Below are 26,807 nucleotides of genomic sequence, written 5' to 3' on the forward strand. Positions count from 1 at the left end.
ATCTTCCGCGTGGCCGGTCTACGCGCGTACGTTCGCCCTGACATGGGCACACCATTGGCGTGTAGCCACTCCGCGCGTCGCAGAGCAAAACCCCCCACACCAGTAAATACTACGCACGTACCAGACCCCCACCATCGAGGCTCCGGAGGCAGAGATGCCCAGCTTCAGATCCGGTACGGCCCGGCACAGACGCGGAATCGCGGCTGTCGTCGGGATGTTCGTCTCTCTTCTCGCGCTCGTCCTGGCACTTCCGGGCGCGGCATCGGCAGTTCCCGACAACGGGGACAGCCGTACAAAGTCGGCCACGTCCGCCGCGTCCGGTAAGTCCACGGATTCGGCCAAGGGCACGGAGGGCCTGCGCGGCAACCCCAAGGAACCCGGCAAGCCAGGGGAAGCGTGGATGGGCGCTGGTGTCCGGATGCACGAAGCGGACTCGACCGACGGTACCCCGCCCGACAAGAAGCGGGCGGGCCTGCTCGCAACCGTCCACGGCGTGGACGTCAGCAGCCACCAGGGCAACGTGGCGTGGTCGACCCTCTGGAACAGCGGGGTCCGCTTCGCCTACTCCAAGGCGACCGAGGGGACCAGCTACAAGAACCCCTACTTCGCCCAGCAGTACAACGGCTCCTACAACGTCGGCATGATCAGGGGCGCCTACCACTTCGCGCTGCCCAACTCCTCCAGCGGGGCCACCCAGGCCAACTACTTCGTCAACAACGGCGGTGGCTGGAGCAAGGACGGCAAGACCCTGCCGGGCGTGCTCGACATCGAGTACAACCCCTACGGTGCGACCTGCTACGGCCTGAGCAAGAGCGCGATGGTGAACTGGATCAAGGACTTCACCAGCACCTACAAGGCGAAGACCGGACGCGACGCGGTCATCTACACCACCACGAGCTGGTGGACCCAGTGCACCGGCAACAGCGGTGCTTTCGGGAACTCGAACCCGCTCTGGATCGCGCGCTACGCCTCCTCGCCGGGCACCCTCCCGGCCGGCTGGGGCTTCTGGACCTTCTGGCAGTACACCTCCACCGGCCCGACCGTGGGCGACCACAACTACTTCAACGGCGCGATGGACCGGCTGAAGGTTCTGGCCAACGGCGGCTGACCCCGCAACCACCCCCGGCCGGGGGCGTGGGGGTTGCCCCCACACAACACAGCAACGGCGCGATGGACCGGCTGAAGGTTCTGGCCAACGGCGGCTGAGCCCGCATCTCCTGGTCGGTGAGCACGGCTGCGAACCCCTCACATGTGAGTGGCCCCCACCCTGCGGTGGGGGCCACTCTGTTGCCGGTCGCGTCCGTCACGCCGCGACCGGCGTCTCCCGGGCCGGGGTCTGCGCGGGCGTCAGGGCCAGCTCCAGGACCTGGCGGACGTCGGAGACGGGGTGGACGTCGAGGTCGTCCAGCACCTCCGCGGGGACATCGTCCAGGTCGGGCTCGTTCCGCTTCGGGATGATCACCGTGGTCACCCCGGCGCGGTGCGCCGCCAGGAGCTTCTGCTTGACGCCGCCGATGGGCAGCACCCGCCCTGTCAGTGAGACCTCACCGGTCATCGCCACCTCGGGCCGCACCTGACGGCCGCTGAGCAGCGAGGCCAGGGCCGTCGTCATGGTGATGCCGGCGCTGGGTCCGTCCTTGGGCACGGCACCCGCGGGTACGTGCAGATGGATGCCGCGCTCCTTCAGATCGCCGACCGGCAGTTCCAGTTCCGCGCCGCGCGAGCGCAGGTAGGAGAGGGCGATGTGCGCGGACTCCTTCATCACGTCGCCGAGCTGGCCGGTCAGGGTGAGCCCGGAGGCGCCCGTCTCGGGGTCGGCGAGCGACGCCTCCACGAAGAGAACGTCACCCCCCGAACCGGTGACGGCGAGACCAGTAGCCACGCCCGGCACCGCCGTACGCCGCTCCGCCGGATCCTGTGTGGCCTCCGGGGTGTGCCGCGGACGGCCGATCAGCTCACGCAGCACGTCCACCCCGACGGTGTAGGGCAACTCGGCCTCGCCCAGCTGGTGCTTGGCGGCGACCTTGCGCAACACCCGCTGGACCGACCGCTCCAGGGAACGGACGCCCGCCTCGCGGGTGTACTCGGCGGCGAGCTTGCGCAGTGCCGCCTCCTCGAAGGTGACCTCGCCGCTCTCCAGGCCGGCCCGCTCCAGCTGACGGGGCAGCAGGTGGTCCCGGGCGATGGTGATCTTCTCGTGCTCGGTGTACCCGTCGAGCTCGACGACCTCCATCCGGTCGAGCAGCGGCTGCGGGATTGCCTCCAGGACGTTGGCGGTGGCCAGGAAGACGACGTCCGACAGGTCGAGCTCGACCTCCAGGTAGTGGTCCCGGAAGGTGTGGTTCTGCGCCGGGTCCAGCACCTCCAGCAACGCCGCTGCCGGGTCGCCGCGGAAGTCGGAGCCGACCTTGTCGACCTCGTCCAGCAGCACGACCGGGTTCATCGAACCGGCTTCCTTGATGGCACGGACGATACGGCCGGGCTGGGCGCCGACGTAGGTACGCCGGTGGCCGCGGATCTCCGCCTCGTCCCGGACGCCGCCGAGCGCGACCCGGACGAACTTACGGCCCATCGCGCGGGCGACGCTTTCGCCGAGCGAGGTCTTCCCCACCCCGGGGGGCCCGGTCAGCGCCAGCACCGCCCCTCCGCGCCGCCCGCCGACGACGCCGAGGCCGCGCTCGGCGCGCCGCTTGCGGACAGCCAGGTACTCGGTGATGCGCGCCTTGACGTCCTGCAGCCCGGCATGGTCGGCGTCCAGGACGGCCTGCGCGCCGGAGATGTCGTAGGCGTCCTCGGTGCGCTCGTTCCAGGGCATCTCCAGGACGGTGTCGAGCCAGGTGCGGATCCAGCTGCCCTCCGGCGACTGGTCGCTGGAGCGTTCCAGCTTGTCGACCTCCTTGAGGGCGGCCTTCTTGACCTCCTCGGGCAGGTCGGCGGCCTCGACGCGGGCCCGGTAGTCCTCGCTCTCGTCCTCGGGGTCGCCGTTCAGCTCGGCCAGTTCCTTGCGGACCGCGTCGAGCTGGCGGCGCAGCAGGAACTCGCGCTGCTGCTTGTCGACGCCCTCCTGGACGTCCTTGGCGATGGACTCGGCCACGTCCTGCTCGGCCAGGTGCTCGCGCAGTGCGGCCGTGGCGATCCTCAGCCGCTCGACGGGTTCGGTGGTCTCCAGCAGCTTCAGCTTCTGCTCGGTGGACAGGAACGGGGAGTAGCCGGCGTTGTCGGCGAGCTGGCCGACGTCGTCGATCTGCTGCACCCGGTCCACGACCTGCCAGGCGCCGCGCTTGCGCAGCCAGTCGGTGATGAGGGCCTTGTACTCCCTCATGAGCTCGGCGACCTGGCCGGGCTTGGGGGCGCCTCCTGGGCCGGAGGACGGGGAAGGGTCGGGCACGGTTTCGGTGACCGGCGTGCCTTCCACCCACAGTGCGGCTCCGGGCCCTGTCGTCCCGGTGCCGACGCGGATCCGGCGCAGACCTCGGATGAGTGCGCCGGGGTCGCCGTCGGCGAGGCGTCCGATCTGCTCCACCCGGCCCTCGACGCCGATCTCGGCGTAGTTGCCCTCAACCCGCGGGACCAGCAGGACCCGGGGCTTCGCACCGTCCGGCGCGTCCGAGGCCGCGGACTTCGCGGCATCGACGGCGGCCCTCACGTCGCTGTCCGAGAGATCCAGCGGCACCACCATTCCCGGCAGCACCACGCCGTCCTCGGCGTCGATGGGCAGCACAGGCAGGGTGAGCGGTGTGGACTCCGGGGACTCAGCAGCCATGATCTCTCCCTAGGCAGGCAAGTTGAGTAATACCCACTCAATGCTTTTGAGGCTGCGTATGTTCCCCTGCTTCCGGGAGATCTGTTCGCTGTCAGCGATCGAGGATCGACGGCGATCGTCCTACCCTTCCCCCATGTCGAAGTCAGCCAGTGCTGCGATCTCAGCGGCCCAGGAGTCGGCGCCGGTCACCGTGGAGCGGCGGGACGGTCCGTACGGCGAGGTGGTGCTGCGGCAGCGGGGAGCGCACTACGAGATCATCGCCAACGGGTGCTTCCTGATGGACACCTCCGACGGACGCTCGGAGCGGCTGCTGGTGCGTGCGGCGCTGGACGAGCTCGCCGGGAGGGCCGGACCGCGGTTGCTCATCGGCGGACTGGGGGTCGGTTTCTCGCTGGCCGAGGCGGCGGGCGAGCCGCGCTGGGGCCGGATCAGCGTCGTCGAGCGGGAACCCGCGATCCTCGACTGGCACCGCACGGGGCCGCTCTCCGCGATCTCCGGCCAGGCCCTGGCCGACGCCCGTACGAAGCTGGTGGAGGCCGACCTGGTGGCGTACGTGCACGAGTCGGCAGCCGCGGGGCGACGCTTCGACGCCATGTGTCTGGACATCGACAACGGCCCGGACTGGACGGTCACCGACGACAACGCCTCCCTCTACTCCCCCGCCGGGCTGACCGCCTGCCGGGCGGCCCTCGCGCCGGGCGGAGTACTGGCCGTGTGGTCGGCGCAACCGTCACCGACATTCGAGGGATGTCTGCGTAATGCGGGATTCTGCCGCGTTAGGACCGATGAGATCCCGGTCGCCCGAGGCGTCCCCGACGTGGTCCACTTCGCAGCACGACCGGCGTAGCCGAAGCCGTCAGCAGGCCCTTACGCTGCTGTCCCAGGAAAGCCGGAAGAGCCACAGGGGCGGGGTCGTATGGACCAGAAGAACACCACTCAGACACCTGGCGGCGCTGCTGCCGCGACCACCCCGGGCGCCCAGCGTCGCATCCTCGTCGTGGAGGACGACCCCACCATCGTCGACGCCATCGCGCGACGGCTGCGGGCCGAGGGCTTCCAGGTGCAGACGGCGGGCGACGGGCCCGCTGCAGTGGACACCGCCGAGGCGTGGCAGCCGGACCTGCTGGTGCTGGATGTGATGCTGCCCGGCTTCGACGGCCTGGAGGTCTGCCGCCGGGTACAGGCCCAGCGCCCGGTGCCGGTGCTGATGCTGACGGCGCGGGACGACGAGACGGACATGCTGGTCGGCCTCGGTGTGGGCGCCGACGACTACATGACCAAGCCGTTCTCCATGCGGGAAGTCGCGGCGCGGGTGCATGTACTGCTGCGCAGGGTGGAGCGCGCGACGCTGGCCGCGCACACGCCGCGCAGCGGCATACTCCGGCTCGGGGAGCTGGAGATCGATCACGCGCAGCGGCGGGTGCGGGTCACGGGTGAGGATGTGCATCTGACCCCCACCGAGTTCGATCTGCTGGTGTGCCTGGCGCACTCGCCCCGCGCGGTGCTCTCGCGCGAGCAGCTGCTGGCCGAGGTGTGGGACTGGGCCGACGCGTCCGGAACCCGCACCGTCGACAGCCACATCAAGGCCCTACGACGCAAGATCGGCGCGGAGCGCATCCGCACCGTGCACGGTGTCGGATACGCCCTCGAGACCCCGGGCCCGGACGGTGGCGCTGCGGCGCCCGTGACGGGCGCCGCGACGGAGAGCTCCTGACGGCGGAGGGGACGGAGCGAGATGTCCGTTTCCGTGTCCTTCTTCCTGACGGCCCGTACGCGCTCTCTCGCGCGCTCCCTGGCCCGCCTCCTGAACCGTGCGCCGGCCCGCTGCAAGCGGGCCGCCGTCCGGCACGGCGCCCAGGCGTGGGAGCGGCTGTGGGAGGGTCTGCGGCCGGTCGACCCCTACCGGTCGGTCAAGGCGGCGCTGGGCGCGCTGGTGATCGTCTCCGTGGTGATCACTACGCTGCTGGCGCTGTTCGCCATGCAGTCGGCGACCGAACTGCGCGTCATCACGATCATCTCCATCGTCGCCTCGCTGCTGATCACCCAGTTCGTGGCGCAGTCGCTGACGGCGCCGCTGGACGAGATGACCGACGCGGCCAAGGCGATGGCCAACGGCGACTACTCCCGACGGGTGCGCGGTGAGCGGCGGGACGAGTTCGGCGAGCTGGCCGCGAACTTCAACCGGATGGCGGCCGATCTGGAGGCCGTCGACCAGCACCGCAAGGAGCTGGTGGCAAACGTCTCGCACGAGCTGCGCACCCCCATCGCGGCGCTGCGTGCGGTGCTGGAGAACGTCGTGGACGGCGTCTCGGAGGCCGACCCGGAGACGATGCGCACGGCCCTGTCGCAGACCGAGCGGCTGGGCCGGCTCGTGGACCATCTGCTGGACCTCTCCCGGCTGGACAACGGTGTGGTCCCGCTGCGCTCGCGGAGCTTCGAGGTGTGGCCGTATCTGGCGGGCGTGCTGAAGGAGGCCAACATGAGCAAGGGCTCGGGCCACTCCCGCAAGGACGTCCACCTCCACCTGGATGTCTCACCACCCGAGCTGATGGCCTACGCGGACCCCGAGCGGCTGCACCAGGTGGTGGCCAACCTGATAGACAACGCCGTCAAGCACAGCCCGCAGCACGGCCGCGTCACGGTCAAGGCCAGGCCGGGCCCGGGGGCTGCCGCCGGCGCCGGCGCCGGCGACGACGGCAGCCTGGAGGTCGAGGTGCTGGACGAGGGCCCCGGCATCCCCGAGTCGGAGCGGGAGCGGGTCTTCGACCGGTTCAGCGGCACGCACAGCACCGAGTCGGTCACGGGCCGCAGGGGCGGGATCAGCCCGGGCGGCGGCACCGGTCTGGGGCTGGCCATAGCCCGGTGGGCGGTGGAGCTGCACGGGGGCCGGATCAGGGTGGCCGAATCACCTCGCGGCTGTCGCATACAGCTCACTCTTCCGGGCACGGGTGACGCCCAGGGTTGACGTACCCTCGCAGGTGAGAGCCCGCGGACGCGAAATGAGGGCTGCCCGGTTCCGGCATCGGGGCAAAACCGTCAGTGATTCCCGCCAAATAATGCCCCGAAACCGCTGCTGCGATGTGATGTACGTGACCAAGAGCGGCCCGGACTCCACCAATCGTCCGGAGAGGCGTAGCCTTTATTTCCGCTGTCCACCACCTAAGGAAGCGGAAGAGGGCGGTTGCCGCCGTGTCGTCACAGTCCCCCAACAGCTCATCGAGCACCACTACGGAACCGAAGGACGGGCAGGGCAAGGACCCTGGCCATTCGTTCGGGCCGAACGAGTGGCTCGTCGACGAGATCTACCAGCAGTACCTCCAGGATCCGAACTCGGTAGACCGAGCCTGGTGGGACTTCTTCGCTGACTATCAGCCGGAGTCCACCGACGGAAGCACGGCGCCGGACGGCGCGGGCACGCCACGGGACAACGCCCCGGCGCCCGCGAAGGCCGCACCGGCCCAAGCCCCGGCCGCGCCCGCCGCCGGGCAGGCTGCCCCGCAGCAGCCCGCCCAGCCGAGCGCTCCGGCCCCGGCGAAGGCGGAGCCCGCCGGACCGGGGCAGCCGCAGCAGGCCCAGCCGAAGCAGGCAGCGCCCGCCAAGCCCGCGGCGCAGCAGCCCGCTCAGGCCGGCGGTGCCAAGGCTCCGGCAGCCAAGGCGGCGCCCGCCGCCGAGGCCGCCGAGGGCCCGGAGTACGTGGCGCTGCGCGGTCCCTCAGCGGCCGTGGCGAAGAACATGAACGCCTCGCTGGAGCTGCCCACGGCCACGTCCGTGCGCGCGGTCCCGGTGAAGCTGCTGTTCGACAACCGCATCGTCATCAACAACCACCTCAAGCGCGCCCGCGGCGGCAAGGTCTCCTTCACGCACCTGATCGGCTACGCCATGGTGCAGGCGCTGAAGGCCATGCCGTCGATGAACCACTCCTTCACGGAGAAGGACGGCAAGCCCACCCTGGTCAAGCCGGACCATGTGAACCTGGGCCTGGCGATCGACCTGGTGAAGCCCAACGGCGAGCGCCAGCTGGTCGTCGCGGGCATCAAGAAGGCCGAGACGCTGACCTTCTTCGAGTTCTGGCAGGCGTACGAGGACATCGTCCGCCGGGCCCGGAACAACAAGCTGACGATGGAGGACTTCTCCGGCGTCACCTGCTCGCTGACCAACCCCGGCGGTATCGGCACCGTCCACTCCGTGCCGCGGCTGATGCCGGGCCAGGGCCTGATCATGGGCGTCGGCGCGATGGAGTACCCGGCGGAGTTCCAGGGCACCTCCCAGGACACTCTCAACCGGCTCGGCGTCTCCAAGGTGATGACGCTGACCAGCACCTACGACCACCGCGTGATCCAGGGCGCGGCGTCGGGCGAGTTCCTGCGGCTGGTGGCCAACCTGCTGCTGGGCGAGAACAACTTCTACGACGAGATCTTCAAGGCGCTGCGCATCCCGTACGAGCCGGTGCGCTGGATGCAGGACATCGACGCCTCGCACGACGACGACGTCACCAAGGCGGCGCGCGTCTTCGACCTGATCCACTCCTACCGGGTGCGCGGCCACATCATGGCCGACACCGACCCGCTGGAGTACAAGCAGCGCAAGCACCCCGACCTGGACATCACCGAGCACGGGCTCACCCTGTGGGACCTGGAGCGGGAGTTCGCGGTCGGCGGCTTCGCCGGCAAGTCCATGATGAAGCTGCGCGACATCCTGGGCGTGCTGCGTGACTCGTACTGCCGCACCACCGGCATCGAGTACATGCACATCCAGGACCCCAAGCAGCGCAAGTGGATCCAGGACCGGGTCGAGCTCCAGCACGTCAAGCCGGAGCGCGAGGAGCAGCTGCGCATCCTGCGCCGGCTCAACGCCGCCGAGGCGTTCGAGACGTTCCTGCAGACCAAGTACGTCGGCCAGAAGCGGTTCTCGCTGGAGGGCGGCGAGTCCGTCATCCCGCTGCTGGACGCGGTCATCGACGCGGCTGCCGAGTCGCGGCTGGACGAGGCCGTCATCGGCATGGCACACCGCGGCCGGCTGAACGTGCTGGCGAACATCGTGGGCAAGCCGTACGCGCAGATCTTCCGGGAGTTCGAGGGCAACCTCGACCCGAAGTCGATGCACGGCTCCGGCGACGTGAAGTACCACCTGGGTGCCGAGGGCGTCTTCACAGGGCTGGACGGCGAGCAGATCAAGGTCTCGCTCACCGCCAACCCCTCCCACCTGGAGGCCGTCGACCCGGTCCTGGAGGGCGTGGCACGCGCCAAGCAGGACATCATCGGCAAGGGCGGCACGGACTTCACGGTGCTGCCGATCGCGCTGCACGGTGACGCGGCCTTCGCGGGCCAGGGCGTGGTGGCCGAGACGCTCAACATGTCGCAGCTGCGCGGCTACCGCACCGGCGGCACCATCCACGTCGTCATCAACAACCAGGTCGGCTTCACCGCGGCCCCTGAGTCGGCGCGCTCGTCGATGTACTCGACGGACGTGGCCCGGATGGTCGAGGCGCCGATCTTCCATGTGAACGGCGACGACCCGGAGGCCGTGGTCCGGGTGGCGCGGCTGGCCTTCGAGTACCGGCAGGCGTTCAACAAGGACGTGGTCATCGACCTGATCTGCTACCGGCGCCGCGGTCACAACGAGACCGACAACCCGAAGTTCACCCAGCCGCTGATGTACGAGCTGATCGACCGCAAGCGCTCGGTGCGCAAGCTCTACACCGAGTCGCTGATCGGCAGGGGCGACATCACGCTGGAGGAGGCCGAGCAGGCGCTCCAGGACTTCCAGGGGCAGCTGGAGAAGGTCTTCACCGAGGTGCGGGACGCCACGTCGGCACCGGCCCCGGCCGAGGTCCCCGCGCCGCAGGCCGAATTCCCGGTGCATGTGGCGACGGCCATCAGCCAGGAGGTCGTCAAGCGGATCGCCGAGTCGCAGGTCAACATCCCCGAGCGGATCTCCGTCCACCCCCGTCTGACGCCGCAGCTCCAGCGCCGAGCGCAGATGGTCGAGGACGACACGATCGACTGGGGCATGGGCGAGACGCTGGCCATCGGCTCGCTGCTGATGGAGGGCACCCCGGTCCGGCTGGCGGGCCAGGACTCGCGGCGCGGCACGTTCGGCCAGCGGCACGCGGTGCTGCTCGACCAGAACACCGGTGACGACTACACGCCGCTGCTGTACCTCTCCGACGACCAGGCCCGCTACAACGTCTACGACTCGCTGCTGAGCGAGTACGCGGCGATGGGCTTCGAGTACGGCTACTCGCTGGCCCGGCCCGAGGCGCTGGTGATGTGGGAGGCGCAGTTCGGTGACTTCATGAACGGCGCGCAGACGGTCATCGACGAGTTCATCTCCTCGGCCGAGCAGAAGTGGAACCAGACCTCTGGTGTCACCCTGCTGCTGCCGCACGGCTACGAGGGCCAGGGCCCGGACCACTCCTCGGCCCGCATCGAGCGGTTCCTCCAGCTGTGCGCGCAGAACAGCATGACGGTCGCCATGCCGTCGCTGCCCTCCAGCTACTTCCATCTGCTGCGCTGGCAGGTGCACAACCCGCACCACAAGCCGCTGGTCGTCTTCACCCCGAAGTCGATGCTGCGGATGAAGGCGGCGGCCTCCAAGACGGAGGAGTTCACCAGCGGCGGCTTCCGTCCGGTGATCGGTGACACGCTGGTGGACAGCGGCCAGATCGACCCGGCCAACGTCCGCAAGGTCGTCTTCTGCTCCGGCAAGGTCTACTACGACCTGGACGCCGAGCGGGCCAAGCGCGGGCTGACCGACACGGCGATCATCCGGCTGGAGCGGCTCTACCCGCTGCCCGGCAAGGAGATCCAGACCGAGATGGCGCGCTTCGCCAACGCCGAGAAGTACGTGTGGGCGCAGGAGGAGCCGGCCAACCAGGGTGCATGGCCGTTCATCGCCCTGAACCTGGTCGACCACCTCGACCTGATCATCGGCTCGGAGCCCGTCCCGAACACGGACCGGCTGCGTCGCGTCTCCCGGCCGTCCTCGTCCTCGCCCGCCGTGGGCTCGGGCAAGCGGCACGCGGAGGAGCAGGCGCAGCTCGTCAAGGAGGTCTTCGAGATCTGAGCGGTCCTGCCGTACGAAGCTGAGGGCCCCCGCCGCGCGATGCGGCGGGGGCCCTCGGCCGTGGGCGGAGCCTCGGCCGTGTGCGCGGGGGCTCAGCCCAAGTACGGCTCGTAGTCCCAGTACGGGCGGGTGCGCTGGCGGGCCGAGAGGGTGTGGTGGTGCTGGGCGCCCAGCGAGCGGGTGAACCGCTCCAGGGCCTCGCTCTCCAGCGCGCGGGCCTCCTCGCGGCGCCGCAGGGAGCGCAGATCGCCGGAGTGGGCCACCATGCACGACAGGGTGAGGGGATGGTCCTCGCCCAGCACCCGCCGACAGCGTTCCAGGGTGTCGCGGCTCAGCTCGTAGGCGTCCTCCAGGGCCTCGCTGAAGTTGCGGCCGCCGCTGGTGTTCAGGGCGCAGCCGAGCGTGGCGGGGTGGTCGGCGCCCAGCAGTGTGGTGAGACCGGCCAGCGCCTGCTCGAACATGTTGAGCGCGCCGTCGCGTTCGCCCTCCGCCTGGAGCACCAGTCCGGCGTTGGACTGCATCGCGGTGGGCACCGGGTGTGCCGGGCCCAGCAGTGCGCGGAAGGCGTCCTCCGCCTCGGTCAGCAGCTCGCGGGACTGCGCCAGATCGCCGTGCTCGCGCAGGAAGTTGCCGTAGTCGGTCAGCAGCGACAGCGTGGAGTAGTGGGTACGGCTGTGCACCTGCTCGTGCTGTTCCAGCAGGATGGCCATGGCAGTGGCGAGGTCCTGCCGCGGGGTGCCCGCCCTGCGCTGGCACAGCAACAGATTGTGCCGGGCCATGAGGGTCTGCGGATGCTGGGAGCCGAGCACTTGCAGATGCAGCCGCATGCCGAGTTCCTGGCGGGCCAGCGCCTCCTGATAGCGGCCCATCAGCCGTAGGTCGCGGGCGCAGGCGTTGCCGGAGGCCAGGGTGTTGGGGTGCCGGGCGCGCAGCACCTGTTCGCGTTTGCGGAGGGTGTCCAGATCCGTTTCGTAGGCGTCCTCGTAGCGGCCCAGCAGCCGCAGGCCGACGGCGAGATTGTGCTGGGCCAGCAGGCTCGTCCACTCCTCCGGGCCGTACAGCCGACGGGAGACCTCCACAACCTGCTTCTGCAGCTGCAGCGCCTCGTCGTACTGGCCGAGCAGCCGCAGGTCGGAGGCGAGGCAGCTGGTGGCATCCATGACGTGTTCCTCATGGGCACCGTCGGCCGGCGGCAGGTCACGCAGCCGCCCCAGCCTGGCGCTGTCCAGGGCCTGCGCCTCGCGGAAGCGTCCGCCGCCCCGCAGCAGGTTGCCCTGAAGGGTGGTGAGGACCAGCAGCTGGTCCGCGGTGGCGTCCAGGAAGGTCTCCCAGCCGGCGCGGACGCTCTCGGCGAGCTCGGCGCCGAGGGAGTACTCACCGCTGGCGTAGCAGTAGCGCAGGCAGTTGAGCAGCATCTCCTGGACGCGGCGCTCCTTGCTGGCGGGCGCCGCCGAGGCGAGCAGATGGGGCAGCATCTCGGCGTACCGGCCCCACTGGCGGCTGTCGTTCGGAGTGCCCGGGTCGGCCTCGACCAGCAGCCGGTGCACCGTGTCGCGGTAGACGTCGTTCTGCCGGCCCTGGGTGAGCTCGCTGATGACGCTGTGGACGACCTGGTGCATGTGCACCGAGTCGCTCTGGTCGCCGTCGCCCGTCGAGGGGGTGCGGGCCTCGCGGGTGAGCACCGAGTAGTTGACGAGGGAGTCGAGCGCGCGGGTCCAGCCGGAGCGGTCGCTGCTGAGCCAGCGCAGATTGTCGGGCAGCTCGACGGCGGGGATTCCCCGGGCGAGGCCCAGCGGGATCCGGCCGGGCGCGAAGACCGCGCACAGGGAGAGCAGTTCCACGGCACGCGGCTCGGACTTGCGCAGCTTGTTGAGCAGCATCGACCAGGAGGTCAGCGAAGAGTACGGGTAGTCGTCCGGCATGGTGTTGGACTCCAGCCGGGTGAGGCCCACTCCGCGCACCATGCGCAGATACTCGGGGACCTCCATGCCTTCCTCGCCCAGCCAGGACGCGGCCTGCGCCAGCTGGAGCGGCAGGTCCTGGAACTCGCCGGCCACCTGGTCGGCCTGCTCGACGGTGATGTGCGGGGCACGGCGCATCAGATAGCCGGTGGACTCGGGGCGGCGGAAGGCGCTGATCTGCCTGATGTCGGTGATGGAGCGCCAGCTCTTGTTGCGCGAGGTGATCAGCACATGCCCGCTGCCGCCCTGCGGAAGGTAGGCGGCGGCGTCCTCAGGCTCCTCCCAGCCGTCGAAGATCAACAGCCACCGCCCGGAGGGCTCGTTCCTGCGCAGCGCCTCTCGTACGGCACGCACCCGCTCGCCGACCTCGCCGGAGCTGTCGAGACCGATCTCGGCCGCGAGCGAGCTGAAGGTGTCGCGCTGGGTGTTGCGCTGGTCGCAGTTGACCCACCAGACCACGTCGTAGTCGGGTGCGAAGCGGTGCGCGTACTCCGACGCGATCTGGGTCTTGCCGATGCCCGCCGTGCCGACCAGGGTGCAGACGGCGGCGCCGTGCTCGGCGTCCATCAGCCGCTGCTGGAGGTCGCCGAGAATGACGTCGCGGCCGGTGAAGCGGGCGTTGCGGCGGGGCACCTCGCCCCAGACGGCGGGCGGGTCGTTGGGGTAGCGGCTGGCGTGGCCGGGCTGCGGTACGGGGACGCGGCGGGGCCGCAGTCCGAGCCGGTTCAGCAGCCGCCGCTCGGCCTCCTCCTCGCCGACGCCCCACAGGTTGACGGGCTCCAGCACCGCGGTTGCGGGGAGCAGTTCGCGGTTGGTGAGGTTGACGGCTGCGAACCGCTCGGCGTGCTCGGCGACGTAGCCGCGCAGCACGGCGTTCCAGTCGGCCTCGGTGCGCGGACCGAGCTGGAGGAACACATCGCTGATGACCAGCAGAACGCGTCCCGAAGCGAGCTGGAGGTCACCGAGCGCCTCCTCCAGCGGCTGCTCGCGGTCCGGATCCCAGCGCTGGAGCGTGGTGCGATGCCCATGGCTCTCCAGCCGGTGTGCGATCCAGTTGCCCCAGCTCCGGTGATAGCCGGGAAAGACCACTACGAAGTGCTCGGACTCCCCTCCGGGCGCCCCGCCCTGAGCCGGTTCCCGCTGAGCGACCATGCTTGCGTTCTCCCTCGTCCAGCAGCCGTCGCCGCCCGCGGGCGACGTGTACGGCGAGATTACCCAAAGTGACCGTTTGTGAGCCTGTCGGCTGCGTTCTCCGTGTTCCCTGCGTCGGCTGTGTCGGCTGCGTTGTCCGCGTTGTCCGCGTACCCGGCAACGGCCCGCCCGCCCGGGGAGCTCAGCCGCTCGTAACGGTGGCGCATGCCCTCCACGAACTCTGTGCCCTCCCGGGTCAGTTGGCCAGAGCCCAGAAGGAGGAAAAGAGCGTGGTCGACCTGGGCCCCGTAGTCGGCGGCACGGCGCCGGGCGGCAGCACGCTCCGCGGGCGTTGCGGAGGCCCGGCGGGCGAACCTGCCCCACAGATCGGCGAGGGCCAGATGCGCGTACGTGCCCTGCACCACGGCGCCCAACGGCCTGGGGTCGCTGCGCCAGCCGACGCGGTAGACGGCCTCCGCGGACTCGTGGTTGAGCTGTACGACGCCGCCGAGCACCGCGAGCTTGCTGTGCTGCACCTCGTGGACGAGGACCTCGGCCATCTCCTCCGGCGTCTCCGGAAGGGTCGTCAGCACTGCCCAGGGCGCCGCCAGCCGGGTGGCGCTGGCACGCCCGTCGGGCTTCCACAGGACCGGCACGACGGCACGGACGAGCGTCGCCACCTCGGCGGCCCGCTCGGGGTCGGCTTCGTGCAGCAGGTCCAGTGCGCGTGCCCACAGCTCCCGCCACTCGCACGCCTCGTCCGGGGCCGTCACGCCGGCGGGCAGCAGCCCCGCCAGCCCTGCGCGGCCCGTCTCCTGGGCGAGGTGCGGGTCCTGGTCGTCGAGGACGGCGGGGGCGCCGGGGAGCGGGCTGAGAGGGCGCCAGGGCGTTGGCGGCGGTGCCGGCGCCGGTGCCTGCGGGCCGCGTAAAGCGTCGCGCAGGAGGGAGGTCGGCCGTCCGCCCTGCGGGAGGAAAGTGACCGTGTCCCCCGTCGCCACCATGCGCACCCGCTGCGCGCCGGTCCGGTACGAGCCCAGGCCCGGGAGCGTGAGGCGTTGGTCCTGTGCCGTCAGGTCGAGGCGGAAGTCGCAGCCGGCGGCGGTGGCGACGGTGGCGGCGAGCGGGCCGAGCCCCGCCAGCGCCGCCACGAAGCCGTCGCCGGACGGCGCGGCGAGCGCGTGCGCCAGCCAGTTGCCCGCTGCCGGGTAGCCGAGGGCGCCGCGCGCAGCGGCGGGGTCGTGGAGTTCGGCGTCCTCCAGCAACGCCCAGTGCTCACGCAGCGCGCGGGCCGCCGCAGCGGGCAGTTGGGCGCGCTCGGCTCGGGTCAGCAGCGTCTTGAGCAGGACGAGGCGTCTGCTGTGCAGCCAGCCGTGCAGCGCGGCGACCTCTCCCGGTACCGGCCGCGTCTCCCCCATCCGGCGCAGCTGGGGACCCGGTATCTCAAAGGGGTTCATGGCGGCCCACGCTGTCTCCCGTGCCCGGAGGCGGGCCGGAGGTGCCGTGGACCGAGCCGAAGGTTGACCGGATCACGCCCCGTTTCCCGGCTGCCCGGGCGCTGTTCGCCTGCGCGACGCCGGAGCGCCGCAGCTTGCCTCCACCGCCGTTGGTGCCGGACGAGCGCCACACCCGGGACAGCTCCTCGGGAGCGCGCAGCGCACTCTCCACAGCGGCGGTTACGGCGGGATCATCGCAGGTCCGGAGCGCGCGCAGGGTCACACCCGTCAGATCGGGCAGGGGCGTCGGCGGTGCGGCGTCGGGCCCACGGCCCGGGCTGCGGGACGCGCCCTCGGTCCGCTTCGGCACGCTCTTCTCCTCCCTAGGACCCCACCCGGGGGGCGGTAACACGGATGATGTCTCTTTCCCGGGGCAGGTATCCGGAAACACGCTCGAATCGCCATGCCACCGCATTCGGCCGGTCCTCGCCTTCCCCTGCACGCGGCATCGGTCCCTCCCCCCGTTCACCGCGTCCCTTCTCCCCCGTTCACCGCGTCCGTTCGACCCCGCTGACCGCGCCGGTCCGTTTTCGCGCACCGTGCCGGTCCATCCCCTCGTCCCTGCTCAGCCCGCCAGTTCGGCCACCCGGTCCCTGGTGTCGCGTACCTCGGCCCAGGGGATATCGGCCAGCTGGCCGGCCAGCAACTGCCACTCGGCGTCCGCCGCACGGTAGTCGGCCAGCGCCTCCTCCGTACGCCCCTGGGAGCGGTGGAATTCGGCCCGGCCGTGCAGTGCGCGGGCAGCGGTGACGGAGCCGCGCTCGCGCGATTCGGCAAGCTCCTCCAGCGCCTTGGAGAATTCGGCTGCCGCCTGCTGGGACTCCGGTGCAGCCGCTGGGAAGAGCCCACGGGCCCTTCCCAGCCGCAGCCACGCCTGCGCACGCGCCTCCGCATCGGCACCCTGGCGTGCGGCCTGCTCCAGCAGATGGCATCCCTCGTACAGGTCGGGAAGGAAGCTCTCGCGTTCGTAGCGCAGCAGCAGGACGCGGCCGAGCAGCAGGGCGGCCCTGGCCACAGCCGGACTGCCGGACGGCGCGCGGGTGAGGGCCTCGCGCAGCAGCCCCTCGGCGCGCCCCAGGTCGCCCGCTTCGGTGAGCAGCATCTCGCCCCATTCGATGAGCAGTTCGCCGCGCTGGGCGCTGTCGCGTTCCGACAGCCGTTCGGCCTCCGTGTACGCCTCGGCCGCCGCTTCCCAGTCGCGGGTCTCGCGCAGCACGCGGGCGCGCTCCCTCGCACAGCGCAGCCGCAGTCCGGACCGCTCGCCCGCGAGGGCCCCGGCCTCCTCCAGCACATCGAGACGCTCCTGCGGCGGGGCGCCGCTCAACCGCAGTGCGGACGCCAGGTCGAGGAGGGCGCCGCAGCGCTGCGCCCGGGTCTCGTCACGGGCGCGGGAGTCCGATGTCTGCCCGGCCGGCGGTGCGCTCCCGGCCGGTGCGGGCCCGGCCTGGGAGGTCGCGGAAGCGCTGGAGGGCTCGGGAGACCCTGGCGCGCGGTCTGCCAGCATGTCGCTCGCTTCACGGAGTTCGCCGGCGGCCTCGGGGGCCGCCCTGTGGCGGTGTTCGGGTGCGGCCTGGGCCAGTGCGAGCAGCACCCGGCCCAGCCGGAGTTTACGGGTGCGCTCGGCGTCCGGCGGCAGTGACGGGTCCGCCGTGTCTCCCGCGGCCGTGGTGCGGCCCGCCAGCGAACGCAGCAGTCCTTCGGCGCGCAGCAGATGCCGGGTGCCGCCGCGCACCTGCCACAGCGAGTGCTCGACACCGGCGCGCTCCAGCAGCGAGCCGGGATCGTTGTCCGTCAGCAGTTCCGCAGCGTCCCGCAGCAGCGGCTCGGGTCCCTGCGGGCTGCGCCGTACGGCCGCCGTACCGGCGAGTGCGTGCAGCACCCGGCCCAGCACCAGCCGGGCCCGAGTGCTGTCGCGGTCCGCGGCGCGGGCCGCCTCACCGACCGAGCGGGCCCGGTGCAGCAGTTGGATGTCCCCCTGGGCGCGCCACTGGCGCAGTAGCCGCTCGGTCTCGGCCACTTGGTCGGCCGCGGTCTGCTCGGGCAGGTAGAAGCGAACGACTTCGGCGGGGATGGTGGCGAACAGCTCGTCGCCGTCCTCGGCCTCGTCCGGTTCCGCGCCGTCCCCGACGGTGCCGTCCGGGTCGCGGCCCGCGCGCTCCGCCTCGGCGCGGCCGGTGAGCTGGGCGACGGCCATGGCGGCGAAGTTGCGGGTGCCCCTGCCGAAGCGCTGTGCCACGTACGCGGACAGGTGCTTGAGGATGAGCACGGCGGCGCCCTGGTCCAGGGATTGCAGCAGCAGCTCGCGGACGCCGGGTGCGAACGTGTAGCGGGGGCCGTGCAGCCGGGTCCTGCGGCAGCCCTCCGCGTCCGGCTCGTCCTCCTCCTCCGGCAGCCGGGTCAGCAGCCCGGACAGCAGCACCTCGGCCAGCTCCATCGGGCCGGTGTCGGGGAGCATCGCCTCCTGCACCAGATGGATCACCGGCAGCAGCAGCGGCACCACGGCCAGGTGCACGGCCAGATCGAGGGCGCCCGGCGATGCGGTGTTACGGAACTCGCGCAGCAGGGTGCGCGCCGGTACGCCGCCCGCGGGGGTGCGCGGCGGGGGCATCGCCGGGTGCCGGGGCAGCACCCAGGCGGCGGCACCGGCCACGGCACGCTCGCTGTCGGTGCCCAGCAGCCGCGCCCAGTTGCCCAGCGCCTCGGGTGTGGGCAGCAGCACCGGCACCGGCACCGCGTCCGCCGGCGGGAGCGGGCCGTAGCTGTCCGGCTCGAAGGTGATGCGTCCTCCGGTACGGCGTTCGCGCAGCAGCTGCCCGGGTTCGGCGGGGAGCGCGGTACGCGGCCACAGCCGGGGCGGCAGCGGCTGGACGACGGCCAGCGGCGAGCGGCCGGACCAGTGGTGCAGCAGGCGCTGGGCGCGGCCGTCCTGCCATAGCGCACCCACGCAGTCGCTGACCACGAGGGTGAGGCGGCGTCCTGTGGTGTCGCGGTACTCGTCGGCGGGGCGCAGCCGTGCCGGCCCCTCGGCGGGTCCGGTGCCGATGAGCGGGGCGCCGTCCCGGGCGCGGTGCAGATAGCGCACCTGGACGTCGCGGAAGGCGCCGAGCTGTTCGAAGGTCTGCCGCAGCCGCTCCAGGGTGGGCTGCCATACCGAGGCGGTGGGCGAGGCGTCCATGATGAGCTGGATCTCGCTGTAGCGGCGGACCTCGGTGCCGAAGACGGGTCGTACCGCGGTGGAGCGGGCGCTCAGGTCCGCGGTGGCATCCTCGTCAAGCGCTCCGGTGGCGGGTGGCAGCGGCGGCCGGTAGCCGTGCAACGGGCGCAGCGCGTGCTGGAGTCCGAGCAGTCCGGACAGTGCTCCCGCCGCAGGTGCCCGCACCGGGAAGCCCGCAGGGGGCGCCCCGCCGTGTCTGCGCGGTGCGAACAGGGAGACCGGGGCCGTGCGCTCCGAGGTCGTGGGAGTCTCCCCCGGCTCGGTGGCGTGGTGGTCCTCGGCTGGTGGCATGGGAGGCTCCGGCTGCGGCGTCCGGTTCCCTTGATAGCCCGGCCCGGTGGAGTCCGCGTCGGGTCCTCCTCCAGTCCCCCCCACCCCGAAGCGGGCCAGCCACAGTGCCTCGGCGATCTCTTCGGACTCCGGGTCCCAGCCGGCGGCCCGCAGCCGTGCCACCAGCTCCGCCACGTCCCGCACGGACCGCTGCGGGGGCCACGAGCCGGCCGTGGACCGCGCAGGGTCCCAAGGTTGCCGCGGCGGGGTCGACGCCGCACTCATGTGTCGGTCACCTCGGGCGGTCGAGAGGGCGTAGCAGCATCTCGGCGAGCCGGTCGCGGGTGACCCGCTCGACGCCCGAGGCGCGCTGTGTCAGGAACAGGGCGTTGAGCAGTTGGTCGGTGGCGATGACCTGTCCCGGCTCGCGCCGCAGGAACCGCTGGACCAGTTCGGCGCCCTCCTCCAGCGCCTCCTCCCCCAGATGTGCGGAGACCATCGCGGCGAGCTGTTCGTCGCCCGGCGGTTTGAGGTCGAGCTGGATGCAGCGGCGCAGCAGCGCGGCCGGGAAGTCGCGCTCCCCGTTGGAGGTGAGCACTATGAACGGGAAGACCGTGCAGCGCACCCGGCCGCCCTCGATCCGGACCTTGTCGCCGTCCGCCGTCAGCACCTCGGTGACCGGCTCGCGGTCGGCGATGCGCTCCAGCTCGGGGATGGTGAACTCGCCGTCCTCCAGGACGTTCAGCAGGTCGCTGGGCAGGTCTATGTCGCTCTTGTCCAGCTCGTCGACGAGCAGCACCCGCGGCAGCGGCACTCCGTCCGGCTCGGTGGGCCGCGCGGGCAGCAGCGCCGTACCGAGCGGGCCGAGTCGCAGATACGACCCGATCGGCGGACGGGCCGACGGGGTACTGCCGTCTCCGGCCACGGCACGGTCCAGCTGGACGTCCTGGAGCCGGCCGATGGCGTCGTAGTGGTAGAGCCCGTCGTGCAGCGTCGTACGGCTGACGATGGGCCAGCGAAGCACCCGGCCCAGGCCCAGCTCGTGCGCGACCGCGTGCGCGAGGGTGGACTTGCCGGTGCCCGGGTTGCCGGTGACCAGCAGCGGACGGCGCAGATACAGCGCCGCGTTGACGGCCTCGACCTCCTCGGGGCGCGGATGGAGACTCTCCACAAGGCGGCGCTGGGCGCCCAGCCGCCGGGCGGTGTCGGCGCCCTCAGGGTCGTCACCGCTCGCCCCGCCGGGGGAGTCGGGCCCGGTGCCGGCGCCGGTGAAGTCACGCCACGGCGGCGGCTCGGGCAGCTCGCGCACACCCTCGTGCGGTACGCCCGCGCCGCGGTAGATGCGCCAATCGCTCACGGTGTGCTCCTCTACGCTGTCGGCGGTCTGGGCATGAGCGGTGGTTCGCGCAGCGGTCCGTCCCCCGAGGTTCTGTGGGGCGGATCGTAAAGCAGGACGATATGCCGTGCCCAGGCCGACGAGGGATCAATTAACGCCTCGTTCACGCCAGTTGTTCCGGTCGTGTCGTCGGTCACGTCGGCGTTCCTGTTGCGCAGTGTCCGGATGTGCAGCGGCAGCCGCCGCGCCGAGTGTGCCTCGCGCAGCAGTTCGGCGGCCCGTTCGTGGAACTCGGCGCAGTCGTCGTGGTCGTGCTCGTCGCTGTAGGAGTGCCGCCACAGCGCCACGGCGTGGCCCGCGCCGAGCGCCGCCGCCATGGCGCGGGCTCCCGGGCCGCTGGCGGTCCGCGCGCAGTACACCGGTACGGCACCGGGAGGCGCCGTCAGCAGCCGCCCGTAGGCGGCCTGCCCGCCCTCGGGGACAGCCGCGGCGTGCCCCGAAACCGGCACCTCCCGGCGCAGCGGCACGGCCTCCATGGGGCCGTCGAGAACGGCGGCGGCGCGGCTGCGGCACTCGGGGGTGAAGCCCTGGTCCTTACGGGTCCTGTCGCGCACCACCACGAGCCTGCGCTGGCCCAGCGGCAGGGTGTGCGGGTTGAACGGGTCGGACGGGTCGTAGGGCCGGGCCCGCCACGCGTCCACCCGCTCGTCGAACAGCGCGCGCGGCAGCAGGAACTCCACCGCCGCCAGATGGTCGTCCACATCGCACTGGTCCAGCGCCTGCGACAGCGCCCCGCGCACGGCCTCCTCCAGCCGCGAGCGCGGCACGTCCTCCCGGCTCTGCTCGACGGTGACCTCCTCGCGCTCGCCGTCCTCGGCCTGGGCTCCGCTCCCGGTGTCCCCGAGGGCTGCACCTCCAACGTCCCCGATGTCGGTGGCTTCCCCGCCCAGGAGGTCGTCACGGTCGGCCGAACGGACCAGTGCCACCCGCCAGCCGTGCCGTCCCGACCCGTAGATGTCCGGCTCGATCTCCACCAGTACGTCGGCACGCGCCGCCGACGCCGGGCGGTGGCCGTCCAGCACACCGGGGACGCGGGCGCGGATGACGTCGTTGAGCAGTGTCCGCGCCGTCCGCTCCACCCACTCGCGCAGGTCGGCCAGCGCGCGGGCCGCCCGTGGCGTACGCGCCCTGCCCGAACGGGTGAGCGCGGCGGTCACCTTCGCGGCGTACAGCACCACCGCCTCCAGCGCGAGGTCGGGGGACGGCTCCTCCTCCGTCGTGCTGTCATCCCGCGGGTCGTAGAGCAGGCCGGCACCCTCCCGCCAGGAGCGGGGGTCGTGGTCCCGCAGCGTGTAGGGCCAGCGGAGCACCATGTTGCGGGCTTCGTTGGCCAGTTGCAGCACCTGGCCTGCGCCGGTGGGCGGCTCCACCTCGGCGAACAGCGCGTACAGCTCGGCGCGCCGGTCCACCGTGAAACCGTAGGCGGGCTCCCCGCCGGACGGGCCCAGCCGCGTGTGCTGCCGGTGCCAGCTGTGGCCGAAGCCGTTGTAGCGCTGCAGATGGTGCCTGTCGTGTGCGGACAGCACCTCGTGCAGCACGCGGGCGCCGCGCGGCCCCGCGTCGCACAGCTTGCGGAGCGCGGTGACGGGTGTGGCCAGGCCCGAGCCCGGCCTGCGGCCCGCGCCCTTGCTGACGCCGAGCACCGTGCCACGCCGCTGGTCGAGCACGGGCCCGCCCGAGCAGCCCTCGGTCAGCTGGTCGCCGCTGAGCATGAGCGGGCGACCGACGACCCCGGTGGCCTTCCCCAGACCGGTGAAGAACATCTGCTCGCCCCTCACCTCCGCAGGCGCCCAGCCGTACAGCCCGATGTCCGCAGGCGTCAGCACCGAACGGTCGCTCAACCACAGGCAGTCCGCGTCCTCGGCGCCCGGCACACGTACCAGCGCCAGGTCGGGGAAGGGCCAGGGGGACGGGGGCGCCAGGGGGTCGTCGGGGAGTGGCAGCACGAACGCCAGCTCACCGAGGAGGACGGTGCTGCCGGAGGGGCGCTCGACGCTGTCCGGCCGGCCCGCGCTGCTCAGGTCTGCTGCGCCGGCGGCATCGGCCGCACCGGCAGCTGCCGCTGTGTCCGCGGTGTCCCCGATCGTGATGCCGATGGCGCGCTCCCCCCTCCATACGGGTGCGGCACCCTTGCCGACGACATGGGCGCACGTGAGGACCCATCCGGGCGCGACGAAGAAACCGCTCCCCCAGAACGCTCGCCGGTTCCTGTCGCTGCGACGACTGTCGTCGCTTGTCCCGCTGCTTCCGTCGTACCCGTCGGGGGGTGCCCCGATGCGCACGACAGATGCGCGAACGGAGTCGGCGAGGTTCGCGGGGGCGTTCATACGGCACAGAGCGCGCACAGCAGCACGCCGAATCGTGGCCCCCCGCGTCGCGCGGCTCGCACTCCTGTCACAGCGCTCCCCCTCTACGCCCCGTTCCCCCGTGGCTTCCCTGTGTGAGGTGTATGAGGTAGCAGGCTAGTCGCCGGGTGTGACACCCGGGAGAGGTGGGTCCCTCAACCCGTTTCAACGGGAGGGCACTTGGCGTCGGCGATGCCGCTTCCCCGGGTACGCAGCCGGGGGCCGGGCAGGGCCAGGAGTCGTCCGCGCGTACCCCCGGGAGGGTCGTAGAGGACGGCAAGGCCGCGGCCCCGGTTTGCGCACTCGCCCGCCGGTGCTCATCGGCCGTGCGGGGCCGTGGTGTTGCTGCCGGTGCCCGGATCGGTGTTCGGTTCATCCGTTGCCGGGTCGTCGGTCATCGGGTCGTCCGGCGTCACATCGTCCGTTGCCGGGTCGTCGGTCGTCGGGTCGTCCGTCGTCGCCTCGGGCTTGTGCCAGGTGAGGGTGACGGAGACCGAGCCCTTGGCCTCCCCTTCGGCGAGGACGGCGGCGAGCGCCTTGCCGGACTTGACGGCCAGCTCGACGCCGAACGTGACGCTGACCTCGTCCGGCCTTGCGTGCCGGGCGGCGCCGAGGACGGCGGAGCCCACGCCGCCGATCACCTCGTTGAGCTGCTGGGCCCGCGCTATGAGCTGGTCACGGATGCCGACGTCGTCGTACTCGAACTCCTCGGCACCGAGGGGGACTTCCTCCTCGTCCAGGACATGCACCCGGGCCAGCACCGTCTCCCCGCCCGGCAACATGATCTCCCGGATCTCCCGCTCCATGTGCGCCCCCTCGCTTCCCCACTCGACCCAGTCGTGCCCACGCGTGCCCACGCGTGCCCACTCGCGTCAACGTGCCCTGCGCGAGGCCACATTGAACCCCGCGCGAGCCCATGGCGCGACCGTGCCGGACGAAGCGCACGGGAAGTCCGGAGGGGCTGTCACCGAGCCGAGGCGGGAGAGTACGCTGCCAGGGTCGGCGGGCGGGCGGTAGTCAGCTGTCGTCCGAGCCGGTGCCCTCGGCCCCCTCTCTGCCGGGCCACTTCTTGCCGGTGTGCGGGCCGCGCAGCACGGCGCCGATATGGGCCGCCGCGGTGGACAGATGGCGGCGCACCTCGCGCAGTTGGGCATCGCTGACACCGTAGTCACGGGCCGCGTCCCGCACATCGTCACGGAAACGGTCCAGAAGGCGTTCGAGGTCACGCACCGGATCACCCGTGGACTCGGCGAGCGGCACTTCGGACTCGGCGTAGGGCTCCGCACCGGACGGCTCCGCACCGGACGGCTGTGGGCCGTCCTGCGGGGGCCAGGGCGGTGTCTGGCCGGTCAGGCGGCCCAGATCGCCCATCTCGCGGGCCAGTTCGGACATGCCGTCGCGGACCGCGCCGGGCCAGTCCCCCGCGCGCATCCGGGTCTGCACCTGCTCCTGCACCTGGCGGGCGATACGCCGCACCTCGGCCAGCGCCTCGGTGTGCGCCTCGCGCTCCTTCTTCGCCTGGCGCCTGGCCTGCTGGGCCTCCTCCTTGGCCTTGCGGGCCTGCTCCTTCCACTCGTCCTTGGCGTGGCGCATCTCTTCCTTGGCCCGCCGCCACGCCTCCTTGTCCCCCCAGACGCCGTCCCAGCCGCCCTCCCAGCCGTCGTCCCAGCCGGGGGGCTCGCCGGTGCGGGAGGCGGCATCCGTGCCGGCTCGGGCGCGGCCGACCTTGGCCCCGCCGCGCGCGTTCCGCGCCTGTTCCCGCATCTCGCGGCGCAGGTCGCTGGCGGTACCGCTGACGTCCTCGCGGATGTCCGCGGCGAGCGCGGCGACGGAGTCGCGGATCTCGACCTCCAGCTCGGCGAGTTCGGCCTGCCGGTCGGCCAGTTCGGCACGGCCGGCCTCGGTGATCGAGTAGACCTTGCGGCCGCCCTCGGTGGTGTGGCTGACCAGGCCCTCGGCCTCCAGTTTGGCCAGCCGTGGGTAGACGGTGCCGGCGGACGGCGCGTACAGCCCCTGGAAGCGCTCTTCGAGAAGACGCATCACTTCGTAGCCGTGGCGCGGTGCCTCGTCGAGCAGCATCAGCAGGTACAGGCGCAGGCGGCCGTGTGCGAAGACAGGAGGCATGTCACAGGTCCTTCGCCGGAGAGGGGTTGCCGAGGGTGCCGGGGTGCTCGGGGGGATGCGGGCCGCTCGCTGCGGCGGCGTCCTGGCCTCCGTCGCCGAGGTCCTCCGCGGACGGCGAGCCGTTACCCGGACCGTCCAGGTCGTCCATGTCGTCCCAGGGTCCGAGGTCGTCCACGCGGTCCACGTCTTCCACCGGGTCGTCGCCCGGTGGCCGGCGCAGGACGGCGAGGCCGCCGGAGACGTTGACGGCGTGCAGGGCGCCGCGGCCCGCGCCAAGAGTGCCGGTCACGTGGTGGGCGCCCCAGTCGCCGCCGGTCGACAGTTCGTCGAAGGCGCTGGAGACGGCGCCGCCCGCGGTGGAGGCGTCCACCGTCAGATCCGCGTCGTCGGGGAGCCGGAGCGCGAGCTCGCCCGAGACGCTGGAGAGCCGGATGTCGGCGCGCTCGCCCACCCGGGGCGACCGCAGATCGAGGATCATCGCACCGCTGACGGAGTCGGCCTTGATCTTGGAGGCCGAGGCGTCGATGCACGTCAGATCGCCGGAGACGGTGGAGAAGTGCAGTGATCCGGAGAGCCGTTGGGTCTCCACGCTGCCTGAGACGGTTTCGGCTCTTACGGGGCCGGCCAGTCCGACCAGCGTGGTGCCGCCCGAGACTCCGGCCACCCGGGCGCGACCGCGTACTCCGGAGACGACGGCGCTGGCCCCCACCACGCCGACGGTCAGCGCGGCGGCCGCCGGAACCCGCACCGACACCTCCACCTCGCGCCGCCAGCCCTTGCGGTCCAGCCACTTGAGGAATCCGCGCCAGGGAAGGTCCTCGTAGGCGACGACGAGTCTGCCGCCCTCACGCCGCACCAGCAGCGGCGGGCCCTCGACCTTGCCGATCTCGACGCGGGTGGTCGTATCGGCGGTGCCGACGACATTGACGGTCCCGTTCACCACCCGGACGTCCAGTTCGGTCACCGGATCGTCGAACTCGATCCGCCGCGGCTCGGTGATCTGCCACGAGCGGCTTTCGGGTGCGGGCACTGCGGCCTCCCCAGGCTCGGGCGCTGCGGCGTACGGGCACACGGCACCTACCCACGCGCAACGACATATCGCGTCTCGATGCAGACACGATATGTCGCGTATCGCGTTACGCGCAAGCCTCGCGGGGAGGGGCGGCAGGCGGGACGGGGCGCTCCGCCGCACGGACTTCAGCGCGTACGGCCTGCCCTCACTCCTCGTCCTCGTCGTCCAGCCGCGCCAGCCAGGTCGCCAGCCGTTCCACCGGCACCTCGAAGTCCGGGTTCAGATCGACGAATGTCCGCAGCTGCTCGGACAGCCACGCGAAACTGACCTCTTCCTCGCCGCGCCGCTGCTCCAGCTCTTCAATGCCACGGTCGGTGAAGTACACGGTTCTGCTCCTGGTCGGATACATGCGGTCGGATACGTACATCGGATACGTACATCGGACACGTACAGGGGTGAGAGCGCGGCCGGACGCCTCCGCCCCAGAGTATGCCGGGCCGTCCGCACCCCGAGCCGGGCCCGGCCGTGCTCCCGCCCACGTCAGCCGGGCCGCTTCACCGCGTCCGAGGCCGCGCCGACCGCTATGCCGAGGACTATCGACAGGACGCAGGCGTAGATCTCGTAGCCGTCGAGGAAGCCGATGCGGTGGACCAGCGTCCACAGGCGGAACCAGCCACCGGTCAGTTCGTGTATGAGGCCGCCCGCGCCCTGGGCGATGAGGAGGAACGAGACGAAACCCAGAAAGTTCTTCATGGCAGCAGGCTGACCCGTGCGGAACGGCCCAGGGATCCGGCTTCGGGGTCGGCGGGGGCGACGGAAGTCTGCGATCGGGGCGCAGGTGTCATACCGAAGTCGATACCTCCGGGCAGCCGGCCCCCACAGCCGGCGGCGAACCGTAGATTCGCCCTATGGGGCTGCTTGGGATTGGCCGTAATACGAGGCGAGGGAGCACCCGCACGGGGTGGCCGGTTCGCCGCGCGGAGGGGCCGGTTCGCCGCGCGGTGCGGTGGGTTCGCCGTACGGCGCTGTGGAG

The 26,807-nt window shown here is 71.7% G+C and carries 17 protein-coding genes; 5 read left to right on the forward strand and 12 right to left on the reverse strand.

What is annotated here, in order from left to right; all coding sequences use genetic code 11:
* The first annotated feature begins 154 nt into the window (after positions 1–154).
* Positions 155–1,108 carry a lysozyme gene (locus ACTWQF_RS01785; protein ID WP_443276381.1) on the forward strand — a complete coding sequence of 318 codons (954 nt, stop codon included), beginning with the start codon at positions 155–157 and terminating at the stop codon, positions 1,106–1,108.
* A gap of 195 nt (positions 1,109–1,303) precedes the next feature.
* Here the strand turns inward: ACTWQF_RS01785 and lon are convergent, their stop codons facing one another.
* Complete coding sequence (gene lon / locus ACTWQF_RS01790; protein ID WP_443276382.1) at positions 1,304–3,763, reverse strand: endopeptidase La; 2,460 nt, start codon at positions 3,761–3,763, stop codon at positions 1,304–1,306.
* Positions 3,764–3,896: 133 nt separating this feature from the next.
* On the opposite strand from lon, the gene ACTWQF_RS01795 reads away from it, so the two are divergent.
* From ACTWQF_RS01795 to ACTWQF_RS01810, 4 genes are all read left to right on the forward strand, one after another.
* A complete protein-coding gene (locus tag ACTWQF_RS01795) occupies positions 3,897–4,610 on the forward strand; it encodes a spermidine synthase (protein ID WP_443276384.1) in 714 nt (237 codons plus the stop codon).
* A 69-nt stretch (positions 4,611–4,679) separates the two neighbouring features.
* Positions 4,680–5,477 (forward strand): response regulator transcription factor, encoded by a 798-nt coding sequence (locus ACTWQF_RS01800; RefSeq protein WP_443245169.1) that lies wholly within the window; start codon positions 4,680–4,682, stop codon positions 5,475–5,477.
* Positions 5,478–5,498: 21 nt separating this feature from the next.
* Positions 5,499–6,728 (forward strand): ATP-binding protein, encoded by a 1,230-nt coding sequence (locus ACTWQF_RS01805; RefSeq protein WP_443276386.1) that lies wholly within the window; start codon positions 5,499–5,501, stop codon positions 6,726–6,728.
* Between the two features lie 224 nt (positions 6,729–6,952).
* Positions 6,953–10,828 (forward strand): multifunctional oxoglutarate decarboxylase/oxoglutarate dehydrogenase thiamine pyrophosphate-binding subunit/dihydrolipoyllysine-residue succinyltransferase subunit, encoded by a 3,876-nt coding sequence (locus ACTWQF_RS01810; protein WP_443276388.1) that lies wholly within the window; start codon positions 6,953–6,955, stop codon positions 10,826–10,828.
* Positions 10,829–10,920: 92 nt separating this feature from the next.
* On the opposite strand, the gene fxsT is transcribed toward ACTWQF_RS01810, so the two are convergent.
* The 11 genes from fxsT to ACTWQF_RS01865 form a co-directional block, all read right to left on the reverse strand.
* Positions 10,921–13,941, reverse strand: coding sequence for an FxSxx-COOH system tetratricopeptide repeat protein (gene fxsT, locus ACTWQF_RS01815; RefSeq protein WP_443276390.1), 3,021 nt, complete (start codon positions 13,939–13,941; stop codon positions 10,921–10,923).
* 59 nt (positions 13,942–14,000) lie between these two features.
* Positions 14,001–15,374, reverse strand: coding sequence for an aKG-HExxH-type peptide beta-hydroxylase (locus ACTWQF_RS01820; protein WP_443276391.1), 1,374 nt, complete (start codon positions 15,372–15,374; stop codon positions 14,001–14,003).
* Positions 15,361–15,723: a hypothetical protein gene (locus ACTWQF_RS01825; RefSeq protein ID WP_443276392.1), complete on the reverse strand. Its 363-nt coding sequence runs from the start codon at positions 15,721–15,723 to the stop codon at positions 15,361–15,363. Before ACTWQF_RS01825 ends, ACTWQF_RS01820 begins: the two co-directional genes overlap by 14 nt.
* A 255-nt stretch (positions 15,724–15,978) precedes the next feature.
* On the reverse strand, positions 15,979–19,182 hold the full coding sequence (locus tag ACTWQF_RS01830) for an SAV_2336 N-terminal domain-related protein (RefSeq protein ID WP_443276394.1): 3,204 nt from the start codon (positions 19,180–19,182) through the stop codon (positions 15,979–15,981).
* A gap of 7 nt (positions 19,183–19,189) precedes the next feature.
* Positions 19,190–20,254 carry an AAA family ATPase gene (locus ACTWQF_RS01835; protein ID WP_443276395.1) on the reverse strand — a complete coding sequence of 355 codons (1,065 nt, stop codon included), beginning with the start codon at positions 20,252–20,254 and terminating at the stop codon, positions 19,190–19,192.
* Positions 20,255–20,265: 11 nt separating this feature from the next.
* On the reverse strand, positions 20,266–22,620 hold the full coding sequence (locus ACTWQF_RS01840; protein ID WP_443276397.1) for a VMAP-C domain-containing protein: 2,355 nt from the start codon (positions 22,618–22,620) through the stop codon (positions 20,266–20,268).
* 335 nt (positions 22,621–22,955) lie between these two features.
* Positions 22,956–23,444, reverse strand: coding sequence for a CU044_2847 family protein (locus tag ACTWQF_RS01845; protein ID WP_443276399.1), 489 nt, complete (start codon positions 23,442–23,444; stop codon positions 22,956–22,958).
* Between the two features lie 211 nt (positions 23,445–23,655).
* Complete coding sequence (locus ACTWQF_RS01850; protein ID WP_443276400.1) at positions 23,656–24,762, reverse strand: helix-turn-helix transcriptional regulator; 1,107 nt, start codon at positions 24,760–24,762, stop codon at positions 23,656–23,658.
* 1 nt (position 24,763) lies between these two features.
* Entirely contained in the window at positions 24,764–25,792 is a 1,029-nt protein-coding gene (locus ACTWQF_RS01855; protein WP_443276402.1) for a DUF4097 family beta strand repeat-containing protein, read from the reverse strand.
* 187 nt (positions 25,793–25,979) lie between these two features.
* Positions 25,980–26,159, reverse strand: a complete 180-nt coding sequence (locus ACTWQF_RS01860; RefSeq protein WP_433099658.1) for a DUF6104 family protein — start codon at positions 26,157–26,159, stop codon at positions 25,980–25,982.
* 155 nt (positions 26,160–26,314) lie between these two features.
* Positions 26,315–26,527 carry a hypothetical protein gene (locus tag ACTWQF_RS01865; protein ID WP_443276404.1) on the reverse strand — a complete coding sequence of 71 codons (213 nt, stop codon included), beginning with the start codon at positions 26,525–26,527 and terminating at the stop codon, positions 26,315–26,317.
* Positions 26,528–26,807 lie beyond the last annotated feature (280 nt).

The organism is Streptomyces sp. 8N114 (assembly GCF_052245835.1).
In the GTDB taxonomy this organism is placed as follows: Bacteria; Actinomycetota; Actinomycetes; order Streptomycetales; family Streptomycetaceae; genus Streptomyces.

What these genes read in the sequence shown, in the direction of transcription:
- ACTWQF_RS01840 (WP_443276397.1), bottom strand. Translation starts at nt 22,620, where the DNA reads ATGAACGCCCCCGCGAACCTCGCCGACTCCGTTCGCGCATCTGTCGTG.
- ACTWQF_RS01785 (WP_443276381.1), top strand. Translation starts at nt 155, where the DNA reads ATGCCCAGCTTCAGATCCGGTACGGCCCGGCACAGACGCGGAATCGCG.
- ACTWQF_RS01830 (WP_443276394.1), bottom strand. Translation starts at nt 19,182, where the DNA reads ATGAGTGCGGCGTCGACCCCGCCGCGGCAACCTTGGGACCCTGCGCGG.
- ACTWQF_RS01800 (WP_443245169.1), top strand. Translation starts at nt 4,680, where the DNA reads ATGGACCAGAAGAACACCACTCAGACACCTGGCGGCGCTGCTGCCGCG.
- lon (WP_443276382.1), bottom strand. Translation starts at nt 3,763, where the DNA reads ATGGCTGCTGAGTCCCCGGAGTCCACACCGCTCACCCTGCCTGTGCTG.
- ACTWQF_RS01865 (WP_443276404.1), bottom strand. Translation starts at nt 26,527, where the DNA reads ATGAAGAACTTTCTGGGTTTCGTCTCGTTCCTCCTCATCGCCCAGGGC.
- ACTWQF_RS01805 (WP_443276386.1), top strand. Translation starts at nt 5,499, where the DNA reads ATGTCCGTTTCCGTGTCCTTCTTCCTGACGGCCCGTACGCGCTCTCTC.
- ACTWQF_RS01820 (WP_443276391.1), bottom strand. Translation starts at nt 15,374, where the DNA reads ATGAACCCCTTTGAGATACCGGGTCCCCAGCTGCGCCGGATGGGGGAG.
- ACTWQF_RS01850 (WP_443276400.1), bottom strand. Translation starts at nt 24,762, where the DNA reads ATGCCTCCTGTCTTCGCACACGGCCGCCTGCGCCTGTACCTGCTGATG.
- ACTWQF_RS01845 (WP_443276399.1), bottom strand. Translation starts at nt 23,444, where the DNA reads ATGGAGCGGGAGATCCGGGAGATCATGTTGCCGGGCGGGGAGACGGTG.
- fxsT (WP_443276390.1), bottom strand. Translation starts at nt 13,941, where the DNA reads ATGGTCGCTCAGCGGGAACCGGCTCAGGGCGGGGCGCCCGGAGGGGAG.
- ACTWQF_RS01795 (WP_443276384.1), top strand. Translation starts at nt 3,897, where the DNA reads ATGTCGAAGTCAGCCAGTGCTGCGATCTCAGCGGCCCAGGAGTCGGCG.